At 74.9% G+C, this 21579-nt stretch carries 16 protein-coding genes; 11 read left to right on the plus strand and 5 right to left on the minus strand.

Going from position 1 to position 21579, the window contains the following annotated elements:
- The first annotated feature begins 29 nt into the window (after nt 1–29).
- Complete coding sequence (locus tag CP974_RS23085) at nt 30–1454, plus strand: sensor histidine kinase (protein ID WP_031127869.1); 1425 nt, start codon at nt 30–32, stop codon at nt 1452–1454.
- Here CP974_RS23085 and CP974_RS23090 read toward each other — a convergent pair.
- Entirely contained in the window at nt 1433–2455 is a 1023-nt protein-coding gene (locus tag CP974_RS23090) for a TAXI family TRAP transporter solute-binding subunit (RefSeq protein ID WP_031127868.1), read from the minus strand. The genes CP974_RS23085 and CP974_RS23090 overlap by 22 nt on opposite strands.
- Before the next feature lie 281 nt (nt 2456–2736).
- On the opposite strand from CP974_RS23090, the gene miaB reads away from it, so the two are divergent.
- Together miaB and CP974_RS23100 are read left to right on the plus strand one after the other, a co-directional pair.
- Complete coding sequence (gene miaB, locus CP974_RS23095; protein ID WP_031127866.1) at nt 2737–4254, plus strand: tRNA (N6-isopentenyl adenosine(37)-C2)-methylthiotransferase MiaB; 1518 nt, start codon at nt 2737–2739, stop codon at nt 4252–4254.
- Nucleotides 4255–4456: 202 nt separating this feature from the next.
- The gene (locus CP974_RS23100; RefSeq protein ID WP_031127865.1) at nt 4457–5191 is read left to right on the plus strand and encodes a class III extradiol dioxygenase subunit B-like domain-containing protein; all 735 of its coding nucleotides are present in this window, start codon (nt 4457–4459) and stop codon (nt 5189–5191) included.
- A 201-nt stretch (nt 5192–5392) separates the two neighbouring features.
- On the opposite strand, the gene CP974_RS23105 is transcribed toward CP974_RS23100, so the two are convergent.
- Together CP974_RS23105 and CP974_RS23110 are read right to left on the minus strand one after the other, a co-directional pair.
- The gene (locus CP974_RS23105) at nt 5393–5674 is read right to left on the minus strand and encodes an antitoxin (protein WP_031127863.1); all 282 of its coding nucleotides are present in this window, start codon (nt 5672–5674) and stop codon (nt 5393–5395) included.
- A 69-nt stretch (nt 5675–5743) separates the two neighbouring features.
- The gene (locus CP974_RS23110) at nt 5744–6238 is read right to left on the minus strand and encodes a hypothetical protein (RefSeq protein ID WP_037936100.1); all 495 of its coding nucleotides are present in this window, start codon (nt 6236–6238) and stop codon (nt 5744–5746) included.
- 231 nt (nt 6239–6469) lie between these two features.
- On the opposite strand from CP974_RS23110, the gene miaA reads away from it, so the two are divergent.
- From miaA to hflX, 6 genes are all read left to right on the plus strand, one after another.
- Entirely contained in the window at nt 6470–7408 is a 939-nt protein-coding gene (gene miaA / locus CP974_RS23115; RefSeq protein ID WP_031127860.1) for a tRNA (adenosine(37)-N6)-dimethylallyltransferase MiaA, read from the plus strand.
- A gap of 106 nt (nt 7409–7514) precedes the next feature.
- Entirely contained in the window at nt 7515–7985 is a 471-nt protein-coding gene (locus tag CP974_RS23120) for a hypothetical protein (protein ID WP_031127858.1), read from the plus strand.
- 268 nt (nt 7986–8253) lie between these two features.
- Nucleotides 8254–9126 (plus strand): diaminopimelate epimerase, encoded by an 873-nt coding sequence (gene dapF, locus CP974_RS23125; protein ID WP_031127857.1) that lies wholly within the window; start codon nt 8254–8256, stop codon nt 9124–9126.
- Between the two features lie 179 nt (nt 9127–9305).
- The gene (locus tag CP974_RS23130; RefSeq protein WP_031127855.1) at nt 9306–11510 is read left to right on the plus strand and encodes a RelA/SpoT family protein; all 2205 of its coding nucleotides are present in this window, start codon (nt 9306–9308) and stop codon (nt 11508–11510) included.
- A gap of 554 nt (nt 11511–12064) precedes the next feature.
- Complete coding sequence (locus CP974_RS23135) at nt 12065–13552, plus strand: M1 family metallopeptidase (protein WP_308447657.1); 1488 nt, start codon at nt 12065–12067, stop codon at nt 13550–13552.
- Between the two features lie 146 nt (nt 13553–13698).
- Nucleotides 13699–15201: a GTPase HflX gene (gene hflX, locus CP974_RS23140; RefSeq protein WP_031127852.1), complete on the plus strand. Its 1503-nt coding sequence runs from the start codon at nt 13699–13701 to the stop codon at nt 15199–15201.
- Nucleotides 15202–15573: 372 nt separating this feature from the next.
- Here hflX and CP974_RS23145 read toward each other — a convergent pair whose 3' ends face one another.
- A complete protein-coding gene (locus tag CP974_RS23145; RefSeq protein WP_031127851.1) occupies nt 15574–16752 on the minus strand; it encodes a trypsin-like serine peptidase in 1179 nt (392 codons plus the stop codon).
- Nucleotides 16753–17189: 437 nt separating this feature from the next.
- Here CP974_RS23145 and CP974_RS23150 point away from each other — a divergent pair, with 437 nt between their 5' ends.
- Nucleotides 17190–19157 carry an ATP-dependent DNA helicase gene (locus tag CP974_RS23150; RefSeq protein ID WP_031127849.1) on the plus strand — a complete coding sequence of 656 codons (1968 nt, stop codon included), beginning with the start codon at nt 17190–17192 and terminating at the stop codon, nt 19155–19157.
- A gap of 187 nt (nt 19158–19344) precedes the next feature.
- On the opposite strand, the gene lexA is transcribed toward CP974_RS23150, so the two are convergent.
- Nucleotides 19345–20151, minus strand: a complete 807-nt coding sequence (lexA, locus tag CP974_RS23155; RefSeq protein WP_031127847.1) for a transcriptional repressor LexA — start codon at nt 20149–20151, stop codon at nt 19345–19347.
- Nucleotides 20152–20908: 757 nt separating this feature from the next.
- On the opposite strand from lexA, the gene nrdR reads away from it, so the two are divergent.
- Nucleotides 20909–21412, plus strand: coding sequence for a transcriptional regulator NrdR (gene nrdR / locus CP974_RS23160; RefSeq protein ID WP_031127846.1), 504 nt, complete (start codon nt 20909–20911; stop codon nt 21410–21412).
- Nucleotides 21413–21579: the final 167 nt, after the last annotated feature.

Below are 21579 nucleotides of genomic sequence, written 5' to 3' on the forward strand. Positions count from 1 at the left end.
GCCGGACGGCCGGAACCGACGGGCGACCCTTGCGCACACGCCTCCTCCCCCTGCTGATCATCCTCATGGCCGGCGTCCTGCTGGCCCTGGGCTTCCCGCTCGCCGGAAGCCTCGCCTCCGCCCATCAGCAGACGGTCGTCGTGGACCGCATCGACGACACCGCGCGGTTCGCCGCGCTCGCCCAGTACGTCACCGACAGCGGGCCCGGCCTCGACGAGCGCCGCTCCACCCTCCAGAACGAGCTGGTCCGCTACCGCGAGGTGTACGGCATCGACGCGGGGGTCTTCTACCGCGACGGCACCACCATGGCCGCCGCCCCCGAGGGCTGGCGCATCCCGCAGGAGGGCGAGCTGCGCCGCGCCCTGGCGGAGGCCCGGCTGGGGCGCCGCTCCCACGACCCGCCGCAGGTGTGGCCGTGGCAGCCCGACGCGCGCCTGGCCGTCGCCTCACCGGTGGTACGGGACGGGGACGTCGTCGCCGTGGTGGTCACCGACTCGCCGACCGGGGCCCTGCGCGGCCGCATCCTCCGGGGCTGGCTGCTGATCGCGGCGGGGGAGTGCGCCGCCATGCTGCTCGCCGTCGGCGCGGCCTTCCGGCTCGCCGGCTGGGTCCTGCGGCCCGTACGGGTGCTCGACGCGGCCACCCACGACATCGCCACCGGCCGCCTCAACTCCCGAGTCGCGGCGGCCGGCGGCCCTCCGGAGCTCCGCCGGCTGGCCCGCTCGTTCAACGAGATGGCCGACCACGTGGAGGAGGTGCTGGAGCAGCAGCGGGCGTTCGTCGCGGACGCCTCCCACCAGCTGCGCAATCCGCTCGCCGCGCTCCTGCTCCGCATCGAGCTGCTCGCGCTCGAACTGCCCGAGGGGAACGAGGAGATCGCCTCCGTGCGGGCGGAGGGCAAGCGCCTCGCGCGGGTCCTCGACGACCTGCTGGACCTGGCGCTCGCCGAGCACGCCTCCGCCGACCTGCAGCTCACCGACATCAAGGAGCTGGCGGCGGAGAGGGTCGCAGCGTGGCGCCCGCTCGCCGAGGAGCGGGGTGTCCGCCTCACCGCGACCGGCCCCGCCGTCACCGCATGGGCGGACCCGATCGCCCTGTCCAGCGCCCTCGACGCGGTGATCGACAACGCCCTCAAGTTCACCGCCGAGGGCGAGGAGGTGACGGTCGAGGCCGGCGCGCGGGGCGACACGTCCACCGTCGTCGTCGCCGACCGGGGGCCGGGCCTGACCGACGAGGAGCTGGCCCGCGTGGGCGACCGCTTCTGGCGCAGCGGCCGCCACCAGAACGTGAAGGGCTCCGGCCTGGGCCTGTCCATCAGCCGGGCGCTGCTCGGCGCCGGCGGCGGCACCCTGAGCTTCGCCCACAACGAGCCGCACGGCCTGCGCGTGACCATCGCCCTGCCGCGCACCGAACCGGCCCCCGACGGCGGTGGCTACGGTTTGACGGACCGGTAGTAGCGCCGCGCTCCCTCGTGCAGCGGCAGCGGGTCCGTGTAGATCGCCGTACGGAGGTCGACGACCTGCGCGGGGTGCACCTCGCGACCCACCCGGTCCCGGCTGCCGATCACGGTGCGCGTGACGCCCTCCGTGAGCGCCGCGTCCACCCGGCCGGTGGTCACCAGCAGGTTCGCCACGGCGACCGTCTGCACGGGGCCGTCCTGGGCCGCCGGGTAGGCGTCGGCCGGTATCACGGCCGAACGGTAGTAGCGGCTCGGGCCGCCTTCCGCGTGCACCCGGTCCACCAGATCCCGGTCGAGCGGGACCAGCCGCACCGGGAAGCGCTCCGACAGCCGCAGCACGGCGCTGGTCGGCAGCCCGCCGGACCAGAAGAAGGCGTCCAGCCGTCCCTGCTCCAGGAGCTTCGGCATCGTGTCGATCCCGGCCGGCACGGGCCGCACGTCCTGTGACGGGTCCAGGCCCGCCGCGTCGAGGAGCCGGTCGGCCAGCAGCCGCACCCCGGAGCCCTCCTGGCCGACGCCCACGCGCAGCCCCCTGAGGTCGGCCGCCGTCCGCACCGGAGACCCCTTCGCCACGACCAGCTGCACATAGTCGTCGTACAGCCGGGTGCAGCCGCGCAGTTCCCCCGCGCCCGGCCGCTCCTCCTGCAGGTACGTGGCGACCGCGTCGGCCGTGGCGATGGTGAAGTCGGCCTCCCCGGACGCCACGCGCGCGAGGTTCTGCTGGGAGCCCTCGCTGTCGCGCAGGGTCGTCGCCACCCGCGGCAGCTCCCGGTCGAGCGCGCCCTTCAGCAGCTGCCCGTACCGCTGGTACACCCCGGTCCGCACGCCCGTGCTGAACGTGATCCGCCCGCTCGGCTGGTCCTGCCCGAGCGGCAGCAGCCACCACAGCAGCAGCCCGCCCACCGCCAGCAGTACCGCCGCCAGCCGCAGGGCGCGACGGCGCCGCGCGCGGCGGGGCCCGGTGCCGGGGGAGGAGAGAAGAGGGACGGCAGGCATGCGGCGATCCTGCCAGCAGGCACCCCGCGAGGGGAACCGCCTGCCGCCGGGGCCCCGCGGTGGTCCGGGCGGGGCGGTGTGCGCGGCGGCGGCCCCGACAGCTCCCGCCGCCGGCGCGGCGGTCCGGTGGCGCCGCGACGGCGGGGTGCCCGGCGGCGGTGCGCCGGTGCGTCCCGGGCCGGGGTCGTCCCGGGCCGGGGGTCGTCCACAGGCCGGGCCCGGGCCGGGGGTTGTCCACAGGCCGGGCCCGGGCTCCTCGCGGTACCGCCTACCCTTGTCCCATGACCAGCAGCGACCGGAGCCAGACAGTGGACGTCACGCGTACCTATGCAGTTCGCACCTACGGGTGCCAGATGAACGTCCACGACTCCGAGCGTCTCTCCGGCCTGCTGGAGGACGCCGGGTACGTGCGCGCGCCCGAGGGCGCCGACGAGGCCGACATCGTGGTCTTCAACACCTGCGCGGTCCGCGAGAACGCCGACAACAAGCTCTACGGCAACCTCGGCCGCCTCGCCCCCGTGAAGGCCCGCAGGCCCGGCATGCAGATCGCCGTCGGCGGATGCCTCGCCCAGAAGGACCGCGACACCATCGTCAAGAAGGCGCCCTGGGTCGACGTCGTCTTCGGCACGCACAACATCGGCAAGCTGCCGGTCCTGCTGGAGCGCGCCCGCGTCCAGGAGGAGGCGCAGGTCGAGATCGCCGAGTCGCTGGAGGCCTTCCCCTCCACGCTGCCGACCCGCCGCGAGTCCGCGTACGCCGCGTGGGTCTCGATCTCGGTCGGCTGCAACAACACCTGCACCTTCTGCATCGTCCCCGCGCTGCGCGGGAAGGAGAAGGACCGCCGCCCCGGCGACATCCTCGCCGAGATCGAGGCGCTGGTCGGCGAGGGCGTCTCCGAGATCACCCTCCTCGGCCAGAACGTCAACGCCTACGGCTCCGACATCGGCGACCGGGAGGCGTTCAGCAAGCTCCTGCGGGCCTGCGGCACGATCGAGGGCCTGGAGCGCGTCCGCTTCACCTCGCCGCACCCCCGCGACTTCACCGACGACGTCATCGCGGCGATGGCCGAGACGCCGAACGTGATGCCGCAGCTCCACATGCCGCTGCAGTCGGGCTCCGACACCGTCCTCAAGGCGATGCGCCGCTCGTACCGCCAGGAGCGCTTCCTCGGGATCATCGAGAAGGTCCGCGCCGCCATCCCGCACGCCGCGATCTCCACCGACATCATCGTGGGCTTCCCCGGCGAGACGGAGGAGGACTTCGAGCAGACCCTGCACGTCGTCCGCGAGGCGCGCTTCGCGCAGGCGTTCACCTTCCAGTACTCCAAGCGGCCGGGGACGCCCGCCGCCGAGATGGCGGACCAGATCCCCAAGGAGGTCGTGCAGGCCCGCTACGAGCGCCTCGTCGCCCTCCAGGAGGAGATCTCCTGGGAGGAGAACAAGAAGCAGGTCGGCCGCACCCTGGAGGTCATGGTCGCGGAGGGCGAGGGCCGCAAGGACGACGCCACCCGCCGCCTCTCCGGCCGCGCCCCCGACAACCGCCTCGTCCACTTCACCCGGCCGGACGAGCCGGTGCGCCCGGGCGACGTGGTGACGGTCCAGATCACGTACGCCGCGCCGCACCATCTGCTGGCCGAGGGACCCGTCGCGGCCGTGCGCCGGACGCGCGCGGGCGACGCCTGGGAGAAGCGCGACACGGCCCGGTCGGCCAAGCCCGCGGGGGTCATGCTCGGCCTCCCCGGGATCGGCGCCCCCGCCCCGCTGCCCCCGGCGGAGAGCGGCTGCGCGGTCGGCGGCTGATCCGCGCTGCTCCCGGGCGTCGGGCGCTGCTCCCGGGCGTCGGGCGCCGCTGCCGGGCGACGCGCGGCGCGACGGCGCACGGCGCTCGTGCCGAGGGGCGGGGCCGCGGTGTGCGGGGCCCCCGCCGCGCAGGGGCCGCCGGGCGCGAGGCGCGGCGTCCGGGGCCCACCGCGGCCGCGCCGGTCGCGTTACGCTGCGGATCATGCTTGTCGCCGCAGCCGTCTGCCCCTGCCCGCCGCTCCTCGTACCGGCCGTCGCCGCCGGTGCCGCGCCCGAACTGGACCGCGCGCGCACGGCCTGCCTGGACGCGGTCGGCGTCCTGGCCGCCGCCCGCCCCGACCGGCTCGTGGTGGTCGGCCCCGACCCGGACGCCGACCCCGACGACGGCGGCACCGTGACGTACCCGGAGGGCGCCGTGGGCGGTTTCCGGGGCTTCGGCGTCGATCTCGACGTACGACTCGGGGCCGGTGCGCCCGGCGACGGCGGCCCGACCCGCCCGCTGCCGCCGTCTCTGGCCGTGGCCGCCTGGCTGCTCCAGCGCGCCGACTGGGCGGACGCCCCCGTGGAGGGCGTCGGGGTCGCCGCGCCGCTGACACCCGAGCGGTGCGCCGAGGCCGGCGGGGAGATCGCCGCGCGGGCCCCCAGGGTCGCCCTGCTCGTGATGGGGGACGGCAGCGCCTGCCGCTCCGTGAAGGCGCCCGGCTACCTCGACGAGCGGGCGGCGGACTTCGACGAGCGGGCCGCGCGCGCCCTGGGCGCCGCCGACACGGCCGCCCTGGCCGCGCTGGACGCCGATCTCGCGTACGAGCTGAAGGCGGCCGGCCGGGCCCCGTGGCAGGTCCTCGCGGGCGCCGCGCGCGGCGCGTCCCCGGAGGGTCGGCTGCTGTACGACGAGGCCCCGTACGGCGTCGGCTACCTGGTCGCCACCTGGTCGTAGCGGCGAGCGCCGGTGCCGGCCGCCCGGCGCCCCGCTCCGGCGACGTGCGCGGTCCCGGCGCCGTGCGCGGGCGGGCCCGGAGCCGCGCCGTCGGCCGGTGGCGAGCGGGCTCCCGACACGGCGGCGGGCGGTCGCGGAGCGTGCTGCTCCGCGACCGCCCGCGGTGCCGTACACCCGGCGGCGGCGCCGGGCGGAGGCCGCTCAGGCCGACGGCGGCGGTCCTGGGGGCGTCGGGGGCGACGCCTCCGGTCCGGATGGCGTGTCGCCCTTCTCGCCCTGGTGGGCGAGCCGGTCCATGGCGTGCCGCGCCTTGACGGTGCCGGACTCGATCTTGTCGGTGTACTTGCCCTTGGTCTTCTGATCGACCATGCGGGCGGCCTTCTCGATGCCGTGGTCGATCTTCTCGCCGTGCTGCTGGGCGAGGTCGGAGACCTTGCCCTTGGCAGGGCCGAGCTTGGTCTTCAACGTGTCCAGGAAGCCCATGACCCACCTTCCCTCGTACTGACCGGTTCCCACCGGACCGGCCGGACGGACCCGTTCCGCCGGCCCTGCCTAGGTGCGGGCGCCTTCGCCCGCTCCGCTGTCGGCCGCTTCCTCGGCCGACTGCTGCTTCGGGATGTCCACTCCGTCGGCGGCGTCCTCTCCCTCGGCGGCGTCCCGCGAAGCCGTCCCACCCGAGGCCGTCGCGCCCGCGGCCGCCCCTTCCGGGGCCGTCCCGGCCGACGCGGCCTGCCGGGCGGCCTCGTCGCCGTGCTCCCGGCCCTCGGCCTCCCCGGCGGTGGAGAGCGCCGCCTGCGAGCCGGACCGGACCGCCTGGGGCGGGACCGCGTCCGGCCCGGACGCCTCGGACTCGGAGGACGTCGCCGGGGGTGCGGAGGGCCCGGAAGGCGCGGACGCCTCGGGGGACGCGGCGGGACCGGTCAGAGCGGAGCCACCACCGGACCGCTCCCCGGCGTCGGCGTCAGCGTCAACGTCGGCGTCAACGTCGGCGACGGCGCTCGCGGTCGGCGTGGCGCTCCCCGCCTCGTCGGCGGCGACTTCGGCCATCTGCCCGCCCTTCTCGCCTTTCCGGCGAAACCATGCAAAAACGCCCATATCAACTCCATAGCGTACTCGTGCGGGCGAAATCCCGCGCTGTCCGGAGCGCCCCATCGCGTCGTCCGGGCGGGGCCGGTCGCTGAACCGGCGGTCGGAACCTCGCAACTGGCAACGACCCCGCCCCCACCCCGTCACGTAACTCGTTCGGGGACACCGCTCCGCGTTTGCGAGACTGGGGCGGTGAGCAGCACTCTCCCCACTCCCCGTGTCATCGCCGTCGTCGGCCCCACCGCAGCGGGAAAGTCCGATCTGGGCGTCCACCTCGCGCGGGAACTCGGCGGCGAAGTCGTCAACGCCGACTCCATGCAGCTGTACCGGGGGATGGACATCGGCACGGCCAAGTTGACCCGCGAGGAGCGCGGCGGAGTCCCCCACCACCTCCTCGACATCTGGGACGTCACGCAGACCGCCAGCGTCGCCGAGTACCAGCGCCTCGCGCGCGCGCGGATCGACCGGCTGCTCGCCGCCGGCCGTACGCCGATCCTCGTAGGCGGCTCCGGGCTCTACGTCCGCGGGGCCATCGACGCCCTGGAGTTCCCCGGCACCGACCCGCTCGTCCGCGCCCGCCTGGAGGCGGAGCTGGAGGAGCTCGGCTCCGGCGTCCTGCACGCCCGGCTCGCCGCCGCCGACCCGGACGCCGCCCGCGCCATCCTCCCCAGCAACGGCCGCCGCGTCGTACGCGCCCTGGAGGTCATCGAGATCACCGGCAGGCCCTTCACCGCCAATCTCCCCGGCCACGACTCCGTCTACGACACCGTCCAGATCGGTGTGGACGTGGCCCGCCCCGAACTGGACGCCCGCATCGCCGAGCGGGTGGACCGGATGTGGGAGGCCGGACTGGTCGACGAGGTGCGCGCGCTGGAGGGCCGGGGCCTGCGGGACGGGCGCACCGCCTCCCGGGCCCTGGGGTACCAGCAGGTCCTCGCGGCCCTCGCGGGGGAGTGCACCGAACAGGAGGCGCGCGACGAAACGGTGCGCGCCACCAAGCGTTTCGCGCGCCGTCAGGACTCGTGGTTCCGCCGTGACCCGCGGGTCAGATGGCTCAGCGGAGCCGCCGCGGACCGGGGGGAACTCCCGCGCCGGGCCCTGACGTTGGTCGAACGAGCGGTTACAGCCTGATCACGTGATGGCATCGGGACGCCCTGCCCGTCATTCCGGCGGTCGTGGCCGTGCCATCATCGAGCATCGATCGACCAGTGGATCCGAGTGGGGAGGGCGCGTGGCGATGGAGGCCGGCCCTCGCGACAGAGAAGGGCGAGAGACGTCGGACGGCGCGGACCCGCAGGTGCGGGAAGCGCCTCGGCTCAGCCCCGACGGCCCGGAGCTGGACGAGGACGGGGCGCAGGACGTCACCCCCGACGAGGTCGAGGTCGAGCTGCGCCCGCAGCGGCGCCTGCGCATCTGGCAGCTCGCTCCCATCGTCGGCCTCGGCGCCCTGGGCTCGCTGATGTTCGCCTTCCCCCTGGCCTTCGGCTCCGGTGACGGCGGCGCCGTCCTGGCGATGCTCGGGCTGCTGCTCTGCGGCTGCGCGGCCGGCTGGGGCATGATGGCCGCCCGCCGCGTCGGTTACAGCTGGCCGGGACTGCCGCCGCGCGGCTCCGGCGAGCGCCCCGACTGGCGCGTGATCGCCCTGTACGCGACCCTGGTCACCCTCATGGTCGCCCTCGCCGTCTGGCGCGTGGCCCGCCTCCGCTAGCGCGCGTCTGTACTGGATTCCGTCTGCCGGCGTCGAACCCGTCTGCCGGCGGTGAACCCGTCTCCGCCGGAGCCCGCCCCCACGGCCCGGCCGAGCCCCCGCCGCAGCCCGACACCCCGCCTCCGCCCTCGCCCTCCCGCCCTCGCCTTTCCGCCCTCCGATGCGGCCCGGCCGCCGGCCCCGAGGCCCCCCGCACGGCGGCGCGCCCGGGAGTCCGCCGTTCGGACGTCCCCGCCGGCTGTCGTACCCGCCCCGTACGATTGATCGCGTGAACAGCACACCCCTCGCCTTCCTCAAGGGCCACGGCACCGAGAACGACTTCGTGATCCTCCCCGACCCGGAGAACGCCGTCGATCTGACCGCCGCCCTGGTGGCGAGAGTCTGCGACCGCCGCGCCGGCATCGGCGGCGACGGGGTGCTGCACGTCGTCCGCAGCGCCGCCCACCCCGAGGCGCGGCACATGGCCGGCGAGGCCGAGTGGTTCATGGACTACCGCAACGCCGACGGCTCCGTCGCCGAGATGTGCGGCAACGGCGTCCGCGTCTTCGCCCGCTACCTGGAGCACGCCGGGCACGTCACGGCCGGCGACCTCGCCGTGGCCACCCGTGCCGGCGTCAAGCTGGTCCACCTCGCGAAGGACGGCGACGTCACCGTCTCCATGGGGCGTGCCGTGCTGCCCGACGCCGGCGTCACCGTCACCGTCGACGGCCGCAGCTGGCCCGCGCGCAACGTCAACATGGGCAACCCCCACGCCGTCGCCTTCGTCGACGACCTCGCCCACGCCGGGCACCTCCGCGCCGAACCGGCGTACGCCCCCGCCGCCGTCTACCCCGACGGCGTCAACATCGAGTTCGTCGCCGACCGGGGCCCGCGGCACGTCGCCATGCGCGTCCACGAGCGCGGCGCCGCCGAGACCCGGTCGTGCGGGACGGGCGCCTGCGCCGTGGCCGTCGCCGCCGCCCGCCGCGACGGCGTCGACCCGGCGGTGACGGGCGCCCCCGTCACGTACACCGTCGACGTGCTCGGCGGCACGCTGGTGATCACGGAGCGGCCCGACGGGCGGGTCGAGATGACCGGCCCCGCCGTGATCGTCGCCGAGGGGCACATCGATCCGGCGTGGCTCTCCGAATCGGCCGTCTGAGCACGCGGTTCGATCACGGGACGAAACGGTACGCGCGCCAACCTCCCTCGAATGGGTGATCCCGTTCACGCTGGGCGAGAGCGGGGCTGCGCCGCGTGGTGGGCTCGGTAGCATCAAGCACCGGCAGGGCGGTCACGCCGTACCCGCCCACCGCCGGTCGACGCCGCCGGAGGTGCCCCATGAGCGCAGAGGCCACCAACCCCAGCGCCCCCGGCCGCAGGCGCGGCCGCCCCCGTATCGACCTGCGCAGGATCGGCCGGGCCGCGCTGCTGGGCCCCACCGCCCGTGACCGCCTGCCCGACGCCATCGGCCATGTCGCGGACGCCCACCGCGCCCACCACCCGGACGCCGACCTGGCCGTCCTGCGCCGCGCGTACGAGCTGGCGGAGTCGTCCCACCGGGGCCAGTTCCGCAAGAGCGGCGAGCCCTACATCACCCATCCCCTCGCCGTCACGCTGATCCTCGCCGAACTCGGCGCCGAGACGACCACCCTGACGGCGTCACTCCTCCACGACACCGTCGAGGACACCGAGGTGACCCTCGACCAGGTGCGCGAGGAGTTCGGTGACGAGGTGGCCTACCTCGTCGACGGCGTCACCAAGCTGGAGAAGGTGGACTACGGCGCCGCCGCCGAGCCCGAGACGTTCCGCAAGATGCTCGTCGCCACCGGCAACGACGTCCGCGTCATGTCCATCAAACTGGCCGACCGGCTCCACAACATGCGCACCCTCGGCGTCATGCGGCCCGAGAAGCAGGCGCGCATCGCCAAGGTCACCCGCGACGTCCTCATCCCGCTGGCCGAGCGCCTCGGCGTGCAGGCCCTCAAGACGGAGCTGGAGGATCTGGTCTTCGCCATCCTCCACCCCGTCGAGTACGAGCGGACCCGCGCCCTGATCGCGCGCAACGCCGACGCGGGCGACGCCCTCGCCACCGTCGCCGACGACGTGCGCACCGTCCTGCGGGACGCCGGGATCACCGCCGAGGTCCTCGTCCGCCCACGCCACTTCGTCTCCGTCCACCGCGTCAGCCGCAAGCGCGGCGAGCTGCGCGGCACCGACTTCGGGCGGCTCCTCGTCCTGGTCGGGGAGGACGCCGACTGCTACGCCGTGCTGGGCGAGCTGCACACCTGCTTCACCCCGGTGATCTCCGAGTTCAAGGACTTCATCGCCGCCCCGAAGTTCAACCTGTACCAGTCGCTGCACACGGCCGTCGCCGCGCCCGACGGCGCCGTCGCGGAGGTCCTCATCCGCACCCACCGGATGCACAAGGTCGCCGAGGCGGGCGTCGTCGCCCTCGGCAACCCCTACGCCCCCGCCCCCGCCCCCGCGGCCTCAGCCCCGCCCTCCTCCGCTGCCGCGGCCACCGCGTCCTCCGCCGGCGCCCCCGCCGCAGCCGGATCCGCCCCCGCCCCCGCCGCCCCGACGGGCGACCCGGCCGACGGACCAGACCCGGCCGAGGACGGCGAACGCGCCGACCCCACCCGCCCCGGCTGGCTGTCGCGCCTGCTCGACTGGCAGCAGTCCGCTCCCGACCCCGACACGTTCTGGACGTCGCTGCGCGCCGACCTCGCGCAGGACGGCGAGATCACCGTGTTCCTCCCCGACGGCGGCACGCTCGCCCTCCCCGCGGGCGCCACCTGCGTGGACGCCGCCTACGAGCAGTACGGGACGGCCGCCCACGCCTGCGTCGGCGCCCGCGTCAACGGGCGGCTCGCCACACTCGGCACCGTCCTGCGCGACGGCGACACCGTCCAGCCCCTGCTCGCCGAGGACGAGGGGTCCGGGCCCTCGCCCGACTGGCTGGAGCACGCCCGCACCCCCACCGCGCGCATCGCCATCGACCACTGGCTCGCCGCCCACCCGCACGGCCCGGACGCCCCCGACGCCGACCCGCGCCCGGCCGCCGCCGTCGTGACCGGCCGCCGGCCCACCGCCAACGCCGTCGTCGACGCCCCGCACACCGGTGTCCGCCTGGCGGGCTGCTGCACGCCCGTGCCGCCCGACGCGGTGACCGGCTTCGCCGTACGCGGCGGCGCCGTCACCGTCCACCGCGCCGAATGCCCGGCCGTACGCCGGATGGAGTCCCTCGGACGGCAGCCCGTCACCGTGCGCTGGAGCGGCGAGGCGCCCTGCCGGGTCACCCTCGTCGCCGAATCGTTCGGCCGCCCCCGTCTGCTCGCCGACCTCACCGAGGCCATCGCCACGGCGGGGGCCGCCGTCGTCTCGGCCACCGTCGAACCTCCGAGCGAACAGCGGGTCCGCCACACGTACACCCTCCTGCTCGCCGACGCGGCCGGCCTGCCCGCGCTGATGCGCGCCATGCGGGACGTCCCCGGCGTGTACGACGTCAGCCGCGCCGCCCAGCACCCGCCGTCGACGCGGTAGCGCCCTCGGGGCGCGCCAAGGCTCCCGTCGGCCTGGTCCGCCGCCCGGACACCCGCCGTCGCCGCCGCGGAGCACGGAGCGGCGCCGCCGTGGTCCGCCGGGCGCCGCCCCGGGATCCGACAGAAGCCGCTGGTACGCCTGCGCCCCGGCCCCCGGAGGCCGGGTGCTGCCGCGGAGCCGGGCTCGGGCCGGGCGCGCACGCGCGCGTGCCGCGGGCCAGAGCGACGCGGTCACGCTGGGGCGCCTCCGAAGGGCGCACGCGGCCCTCCTCGCCGGACGCCGGACGAGCCGCCGTACGCCCGCGCGCGGCGCTCGTTCGGGTGTGCGGGGCGCGCGCCGCACCGGCGTACGCCCCGCGCGCTGGTAGCGCTGGCCACATGCCCCCCACCACCCCGTCCCCGCGCATCCCTCGGCCGGGCGCCCCCCGGCCACGCGCCCCGCACCTGCGCGTCCAGGACCCTCGCCCCCGCACACGGAGCCCCCACACCCCGAGCCCCCGCACCCCGAGTCTTCGGGTTCGGAGGCCGCGCCTGCGCGCCGCACTCCTCGCCGCGGTGTCCGCCGGACTCGTCGCGGCGGCCCTCCCGGCGCCCGAGCCGCTCGGCATCGGCGACCCGCTCTACCCGCACCTCGGCAACCCCGGCTACGACGTCCTCGCGTACGACATCGCCCTCACCTACAGCGGCGACAACCGCAAGCCCCTCGACGCGCTCACCAGGATCGACGCGCGGGCCACCGAGCGTCTGGACCGGTTCAACCTGGACTTCTCCCACGGAACCGTCGCATCCGTGACCGTCGACGGCCGCCCCGCCGGCTTCACCCGCACCGGCGAGGACCTGGTGATCGACCCCGCCCTGCCGGTGGCCCCGGGGGATCGGCTCACCATCGCCGTCACCCACACCAGCGACCCGGTCGCCGCCGGAGCCGAGGGCGGCTGGGTCCGCACCGCCGACGGGCTCGCCCTCGCCGGCCAGCCCCATGCCGCCCACCGCGTCTTCCCCTGCAACGACCACCCCGCCGACAAGGCCCTCTTCACCTTCCGCGTCACCGCGCCCAAGGACCTCGTCGCCGTCGCCAACGGCCGGGCGGTCGCCCGCGCCGTCGCCGGACCCTCCGCCACCTGGACCTTCCGCGGCGACCACCCCATGGCGACCGAGCTCGCACAGGTCGCCATCGGCCGCTCCGCCGTCGTCCGGCACACCGGCCCCCACGACCTGCCCCTGCGCGACGTCGTCCCCGCCGCCGACCGGAAGCTGCTGGAGCCCTGGCTGCGCAGGACACCCGGCCACCTGCGCTGGATGGAGGAGAAGACGGGCCGCTACCCCTTCGACACGTACGGCGTGCTCGTCGCCGCCGCGTCCACCGGCTTCCAGCTGGAGACCCAGACCCTCTCGCTCTTCGAGCGGTCGCTGTTCACCGACCCCGAGCTACCCGAGTGGTACGTCGAGTCGATCATGGTCCACGAGCTGGCCCACCACTGGTTCGGCAACAGCGTCACCCCCCGCTCATGGTCCGACCTGTGGCTCAGCGAGGGCCACGCCACCTGGTACGAGGCGCTGCACGCCGACGAGTCCGGCCACGAACAGCTGGAGCGCCGCATGCGCGAGGCGTACACCGCGTCGGACGGCTGGCGCGCTGCGGGCGGCCCTCCGGCGGCGCCGCGCCCACCCGCGACGGACGCGAAGACGGCCCTGTTCCGGCCGGTCGTCTACGACGGCAGCGCCCTCGTCCTGTACGCCCTGCGCCAGGAGATCGGCGCCGCCGCCTTCGGCACGCTCCAACGGCGCTGGACGGCCGAGTACGCGCACGCCACCGCCGGGACCGCCGACTTCGTCCGGCTCGCCTCCGCCGTCGCCGGCCGCGACCTGACCGGCTTCCTGCGCGGCTGGCTGTACGGCGAGAAGACCCCGGCCATGCCGGGCCACCCCGACTGGCGCGCCGCCACCCCGACGGCCGCCTCCTCGGCCGGCGCGCGTCCCACGGCCCACGGCCCCGTCGCGGGGCCGGTCCGCGCCCCCGTCACCGGAGCCGCCGGCGGGTAAACCCGCGTGACGGGCCCGGTGGTGCCGTGCGACCATCGTCGTGTCGGCGGGGCGCCCCGCCCGCGGCCCGGCCCCGGCCGGGAATCATCCGGGGTGCCCGGGCGTTGTGCCCGACGAATCGACTTTTCCATCGACGTAAGGATCCAATGACCTCCTCTTCATCCCCTTCCCAGGACAAGCAGGACAAGCTGAGCTCCTCCGAGCCGACCCGCGCCGAGAGCCTTCGGGCCGATGCCCTGATGGAAGAGGACGTCGCCTGGAGCCACGAGATCGACGGAGAGCGGGACGGCGACCAGTTCGACCGCCAGGAGCGCGCGGCGCTCCGCCGGGTGGTCGGCCTTTCCACCGAACTCGAGGACGTCACCGAGGTCGAGTACCGGCAGCTGCGCCTGGAGCGCGTCGTGCTGGTGGGCGTCTGGACCTCGGGGACCGTGCAGGACGCCGAGAACTCCCTGGCCGAGCTGGCCGCCCTCGCCGAGACGGCGGGCGCGCTCGTGCTGGACGGCGTCATCCAGCGCCGCGACAAGCCGGACCCGGCCACGTACATCGGCTCGGGCAAGGCGGACGAGCTGCGCGACATCGTGCTGGAGACCGGCGCGGACACGGTCGTCTGCGACGGTGAGCTGAGCCCCGGCCAGCTCATCCACCTGGAGGACGTCGTCAAGGTCAAGGTGGTCGACCGGACCGCCCTGATCCTCGACATCTTCGCCCAGCACGCCAAGTCCCGCGAGGGCAAGGCGCAGGTGGCCCTCGCCCAGATGCAGTACATGCTGCCGAGGCTGCGCGGCTGGGGCCAGTCGCTGTCCCGGCAGATGGGTGGCGGCGGCAGCGGTGGCATGGCCACGCGAGGCCCCGGTGAGACCAAGATCGAGACGGACCGGCGACGGATCCGCGAGAAGATGGCGAAGATGCGCCGGGAGATCGCGGAGATGAAGACGGGCCGCGACATCAAGCGCCAGGAGCGGCGCCGCAACAAGGTCCCGTCCGTGGCCATCGCCGGGTACACCAACGCCGGCAAGTCCTCCCTGCTGAACCGGCTGACCGGTGCGGGGGTGCTGGTGGAGAACGCCCTGTTCGCCACCCTCGACCCCACGGTCCGCCGCGCTGAGACGCCCAGCGGCCGGCTGTACACGCTGGCCGACACGGTCGGCTTCGTCCGGCATCTGCCGCACCACCTGGTCGAGGCGTTCCGCTCCACCATGGAGGAGGTCGGTGACGCCGACCTGATCCTCCACGTGGTGGACGGCGCGCACCCGGCGCCGGAGGAGCAGCTGGCCGCCGTGCGCGAGGTGATCCGGGACGTGGGCGCCACCGACGTGCCCGAGATCGTGGTGGTCAACAAGGCGGACGCGGCCGACCCGCTCGTCCTCCAGCGGCTGCTGCGCGTCGAGAAGCACTCCATCGCCGTGTCGGCGCGGACCGGCCAGGGCATCGCGGAACTGCTCGCGTTGATCGACGCCGAGCTGCCCCGGCCGGAGGTCGAGGTGGAGGCCCTCGTGCCGTACACGCAGGGCGGTCTGGTCTCGCGGGTGCACGCCGAGGGCGAGGTGATCTCCGAGGAGCACACCCCGGAGGGCACGCGCCTGAAGGCGCGGGTGCACAGCGAGCTCGCCGCGCTGCTCGCCCCGTACACGGTCGTCACGGCCTGACGCGACGGGACTCGACGAGGAGGGGCCCCGGACCAACTGGTCCGGGGCCCCTCCTCACGTCGTATGTCGAACGCCCGATCCGGTGGCGGCCGGGCCGGGCGACCGCCTCCCGGCCGGCACCGTCCGTCCCCGGCGGTCACCGCTCGACGCGGCGGTTCCGCCCCGCCCCTCGCCCGGTGCGCACCGGGCGGGCGCCGGCCGCCGGCCGCCGGGCTCCCCCCGGCCCGCGGCGCGCAGGCTCGGGCCGATCTTCCGCCCGCGCCCGCCGACCCGCAGTGACGCTCACCCCACCCCGCGGGACGGGGGGACGGGGGCGGCACGGCTCAGCGGCTCAGCGGTGGAGCTCAGCAGCAGACGCGCGGCGGCAGCGGCTCAGCGCCCCGCGAACTTCTCGCTGACCGCCGTGAACACGCCCTTCGCCTCGGCGCCCAGACGGGGCCCGGCGAGCCAGCCCGCCTGCACCGGCCCGATCGAGGTGTTGGACACCAGCGCCGGCTTGCCGTCCTTGCCCGCGGCGACCCAGCCACCGCCCGACGAGCCACCGGTCATGCTGCACCCGATGCGGTACATCGTCGGCTGCTCGGCCTTCAGCGACAGCCGGCCGGGCTTGTCCGCGCACTGGAACATCCGCTGGCCGTCGTACGGCGGCGCCGCCGGGTAGCCGGTCGCCTCCATGCTCGCGATCCGCGGCGCGGCCGGCGCGTCGAACTCGACGGGCAGGGCCGAACCGACCGTCTCCTCCAGCGACTTGCCGCCGCCGCCCTTCTCCGGCGTCACGTGGACGACGGCGAAGTCGTACGGGGCGCCCTGGCCGCCCGTCGAAGCGCCCTGGTCGATCCACTGCTCGGAGGTCTGCGCCCAGTCGCCCCACCACACGCCGTACGGGGCGACGTCCTCGCGGGAGGCCTTCTCCAGCTGGGCCGTCGACAGGCCCTTGTCGTTGTACGACGGTACGAAGGCGATGTTCCGGTACCAGCCGCCGTTCTTGCCGGCGTGGACGCAGTGGCCCGCCGTCCACACCAGGTTGGACCTGCCCGGGTTCGCGGGGTCCTGCACGACGGTCGCCGAGCAGACCATCGAGCCCTTGGGGCCGTCGAAGAGCAGCTTGCCGGCCTCCGGGGCGCCGTCGTGGTAGGCGGGCTTCACGGCCGTGGCCTCCACGCGCGCGGGCGTCGGGTCCGTCACGCCCGCGTCGTCGGGGATGTCCCCGTCCTCGACGGGCTGGTCCGGCTCCTCCGCCTCACGCATGCGGTCCGGGTCCCACAGGTCCTCGATGATCGGGTTGACGAAGTCCTGCGCCTCACGCAGCCACTTGTCCCGGTCCCAGTTCTTCCACTCGCCGCCCCGCCACTTGTCGAGGTCGATACCGTGCTGCTTGAGCCGGTCCTTCAGATCGTCCGGGATGGTGATCTTGCCGTCCCCGCCGGGCACCGGGGCGGCGGAGGCGCCGGGCGCGGCGGACGGGTCCTCCTCCGGACCGCAGCCTGTGGCGGTGAGCGCGAGCGCCGCCGCGAGGGCGGTCGACGCGAGCAGCGGACGTATCGTGCGCATGAGTGATCCCCCTGGGAACTTCGTGAACCGGGCGCCTTGCGACAAGCCGCCCGCCAACGCGGAACTACGTGAGCGCGCACTCCGGAACCCGGCCTCCGGCGGCGCCGGGCGCCCGGCGCCGAAGTGCGGCCCCCACTATGCCGGTGCCGTTGGGGACGGCGTGCGGCAGGGCCGCGGTTCCTCGGGGCGCGGCCCCCCACACCGTCCGTGACCCTCCGCACAGGGCCCGCGGGAGAGCCCCGCGCACCGGCGCCGCCGCCGGACCCGGGCGGAGGGGGACGGCCGCCCACCCGTCAATGGGGTGCGTTTTCAGTCACCCGTCCGGGTGGCGGTGTGCCGTTGTGCGGGGTGGGCACGCCGGGGGAGTGTCCGGAACGGGCGGGGAGGACGCTCGGGGCGGTCCGGCTGTCAGTGCGGAGCCGTAGGGTGGACGGGCTATGACGAAGCCATCCCTCCCCGAGCTCCTCCACGCCGCCGTCGCCGCCGTCGGCGGCATGGAAAGGCCAGGCCAGGTCGCCATGGCCGAGGCAGTCGCCCAGGCCGTCGACGACGGTACGCACCTGCTCGTCCAGGCCGGCACCGGCACCGGCAAGTCCCTCGGCTACCTGGTGCCCGCCCTGGCGCACGGGGACCGCGTCGTCGTGGCGACGGCCACGCTCGCCCTCCAGCGCCAGCTCGTCGAGCGGGACCTGCCGCGGACGGTCGACGCGCTGCACCCGTTGCTGCGCCGCCGTCCGGAGTTCGCCATGCTCAAGGGCCGCTCCAACTACCTGTGCCTGCACCGCATCCACGAGGGCGTGCCGCAGGAGGAGGAGGACGGACTGTTCGACCCGTTCGAGGCGGCCGCCCCGACCAGCAAGCTCGGCCAGGACCTGCTGCGCCTGCGCGACTGGTCGGACGAGACCGATACGGGCGACCGCGACGACCTGACGCCGGGCGTCTCCGACCGGGCGTGGGGGCAGGTGTCCGTCTCCTCGCGCGAGTGCCTGGGGGCGAGCAAGTGCGCATACGGTGCCGAGTGCTTCGCGGAGGCGGCGCGGGAGCGGGCCAAGCTCGCCGATGTGGTGGTGACCAACCACGCGCTGCTCGCCATCGACGCCATCGAGGGCGCCCCCGTCCTGCCGCAGCACGAGGTGCTGATCGTCGACGAGGCGCACGAGCTCGTCTCCCGCGTGACCGGGGTCGCCACCGGCGAGCTCACCCCCGGCCAGGTCAACCGGGCGGTGCGCAGAGCCGCGAAGCTCGTGGACGAGAAGGCCGCCGACCAGTTGCAGACGGCCGCGGAGGGCTTCGAGAAGCTGATGGAGCTGGCCCTGCCGGGCCGCCTCCAGGAGGTGCCCGAGGACCTCGCGTACGCCCTGATGGCGCTGCGGGACGCGGCCCGCACCGTGATCACGGCGCTGGGCGGCAACCGTGACCGGTCCGGGCAGGACGAGGACGCCGTCCGCAAGCAGGCCATGGCCGCCGTGGAGAACGTCCACGCGGTCGCGGAGCGCATCGCCAACGGCTCCGAGTACGACGTCGTCTGGTACGAGCGGCACGACCGCTTCGGCGCGTCCCTGCGGGTGGCCCCGCTGTCCGTGTCGGGTCTGCTGCGCGAGAAGCTCTTCGCCGACCGCTCGGTGGTCCTGACGTCGGCGACGCTCAAGCTCGGCGGGGACTTCAACGGGGTGGGCGCCTCGCTGGGGCTCGCGCCGGAGGGCGTCGAGGGCGAGGACCTGCCCGTGTGGAAGGGCATCGACGTCGGCTCGCCCTTCGACTACCCCAAGCAGGGCATCCTCTACGTCGCACGCCATCTGGCGACTCCCGGACGGGAGGGCAGCCGGACGGACATGCTGGACGAGCTGGCGGAGCTGATCGAGGCTGCCGGGGGCCGCACGCTCGGCCTGTTCTCCTCCATGAGGGCCGCGCAGGCCGCCGCCGAGGAGCTGCGGGGCCGCCTGGACAAGCCGGTGCTGCTCCAGGGCGAGGACACGCTCGGCGAGCTGATCAAGACGTTCGCCGCCGATGCGGAGACCTGCCTCTTCGGAACGCTGTCGCTGTGGCAGGGCGTCGACGTGCCGGGGCCGAACTGCCAGCTCGTGGTGATGGACCGGATCCCGTTCCCCCGCCCGGACGACCCGCTGATGAGCGCCCGGCAGAAGGCGGTCGAGGAGGCGGGCGGCAACGGCTTCATGGCGGTCGCCGCGACCCATGCCGCGCTGCTCATGGCGCAGGGCGCCGGCCGTCTCGTACGGGCCACGGGCGACCGCGGTGTGGTGGCCGTCCTCGACCCGCGGCTGGCGAACGCCCGCTACGGCGGCTTCCTGCGGGCCTCCCTGCCCGACTTCTGGTACACGACGGACCGCAATCAGGTCCGCCGCTCCCTGGCCGCCATCGATCAGGCGGCGAAGGCGGGCGCGTAGCGGCGAAGGCGGGCGCGTGGCGGGGCGCGCACCGGCGGCGCCCTTCGGGGTCCGGCGGCCGCCTTCGAACGCGCAGGCGCGGCGTTGGCGCCGGTCCGTGGTTCCCGGTGCCGGGCCGCAGCGGACATGGCGGGGCCCCGGGACCGGCGCAGAGGTCCCGGGGCCCGGTTCGGGGCCGGCGCAGGGGTCAGACTCGCCGCAGTACCGCGACCACCTTGCCGAGGATGGTCGCCTCGTCACCGGGGATGGGCTGGTAGGCGGCATTGTGCGGGAGCAGCCAGACGTGGCCGTCCTCCCGCTTGAAGCGCTTGACCGTGGCCTCGCCGTCGAGCATGGCTGCCACGATGTCGCCGTTCTCCGCGACCGGCTGGCGGCGGACCGTCACCCAGTCGCCGTCGCAGATGGCGGCCTCGATCATGGAGTCGCCCACGACCTTCAGGACGAACAGCTCACCGTCGCCCACCAGCTGCCGGGGGAGGGGAAAGACGTCCTCGACGGACTCCTCGGCCAGGATCGGGCCGCCGGCGGCGATCCGGCCGACGAGTGGGACGTACGAGGCGGCGGGCTTGCCGGTGGTGTCCGCGGGCTGGGCGCTCGGCTGGTCGGAGGCGCGCACCTCGTACGCGCGCGGCCGGTGCGGGTCGCGGCGGAGGAAGCCCTTCCGCTCCAGGGCCATCAGCTGGTGCGCCACCGAGGAGGTGCTGGACAGCCCGACCGCCTGGCCGATCTCCCGCATCGACGGGGGGTACCCCCGCCGCTGCACCGAGTCGCGGATGACCTCGATGACCCGGCGCTGCCGGTCCGTGAGTCCCGAGCTGTCGGCCCGGATGCCGGGAGGTCGGCCGGGGAGGGCGCGCGCGGGCTTGCCGGGCTCGGGCGTCGTGCCCGCCTCGTTCGCGTTCTTCACGGTCATGGCGTGTACCGGCTCGAATCGGCCCTGGGAGCGGTCCTGGGCGGTGATGGTGGCGCTGGCGCTGTCTGCGGTGGTGGTCACGTCGGCCCCTCTCGAATGGTCTCCCTGGCTGGCACAACGGTAGTTGCTTTCGAAAGGTTGCGCCAAACACACGTTCGAGTGAAAAACCACGGAATGGCTTACCTGTGCGTGCGCCTGGGTGTATGTGCGACCTTTCGCCCTGCGGGCGGGTGCGCCTCCGGTGCGGCCGATGCGCGTGCGACAGCGAGGCAATTCGGGCTATTACGGTATCGCCTGCCCGTCCCGCGAGCGGGGCCACCCCCCTCCGGCGCTGAGCCGGCTCCTCTCCGGGAGCGCGACACGCCGTGTACGGCGAATGAGGGCGGCCCTCTCCGCGGTGCCTTTCCGGGGTCTCCCCGAGTCCATGCGCACGGTGTTCCCGGGGCCTCTACGGCGCCTTCTCCGGGCCTTCCCGGGGCCTCCCCGGCGCCTTCGCGGGCACATTTACGGGGGCCTTTTCGGCGCCCTCCGGCGGGCCTCGCGGGGCTCTGTCGACGGCCCTCCCGCACCCCCGGCACCCCCGCCCCCGGCGGCGCCGGGGGCGGCCCGTGCCGTAGGCTCGTCCGCGGCCCGGGGGATGGCGCGCGGGGCGACACGCTCCGCGCCGCGAATGGGCCCGGGACCCTACATGTAGTGGTTGCATGGTGACAGCCACCTAGAAGTTGTGGTCCCCGGTCCGTCCGGGGTGATGGCATCGCCTATGCTTGAAGCTGCTTCGAGGGGGCCCGGAAGGGCCTCGCGGGGCTGTTCAGTCGTGCTGTGAAGGAGGGTTGGGACCATGCACTGCCCCTTCTGCAGGCACCCCGACAGCCGTGTCGTCGACAGTCGCACCACCGACGACGGGACGTCCATCCGCCGCCGCCGCCAGTGCCCCGACTGCTCCCGCCGCTTCACCACGGTGGAGACCTGCTCCCTCATGGTCGTGAAGCGCAGCGGGGTGACCGAGCCCTTCAGCCGGACCAAGGTCATCAACGGTGTGCGCAAGGCCTGCCAGGGGCGGCCCGTCACCGAGGACGCCCTGGCGCAGCTGGGCCAGCGCGTCGAGGAGGCCGTCCGGGCCACCGGCAGCGCGGAGCTCACCACGCACGACGTCGGCCTCGCCATACTCGGCCCGCTGCGGGAGCTCGACCTCGTCGCGTACCTGCGCTTCGCGTCCGTGTACCGCGCGTTCGACACCCTCGAGGACTTCGAGGCCGCCATCGCGGAGCTGCGCGAGCGGCGGCCGTCCGCGGAGGAGGGCGGCACCGGTACGGCCCCCGCGGTCCCGGTGCCCGCGACCTGAAGCCGGCCGAGCGGCCGACCGGACCCGCCGCGATGCGGTGACCGGCCGCGGACGCGGCCTATTCGACCTGTCACGGGTGCTGCTCGCAGTGCTCACGACGAAAGACGGAAACCGTGCCCTGGGAAGCTATGGGCACATCAGGGCGTTTTTGCCCGTATATGGGAGGC

This window comes from Streptomyces fradiae ATCC 10745 = DSM 40063 (assembly GCF_008704425.1).
Taxonomy (GTDB): Bacteria; Actinomycetota; Actinomycetes; order Streptomycetales; family Streptomycetaceae; genus Streptomyces; species Streptomyces fradiae.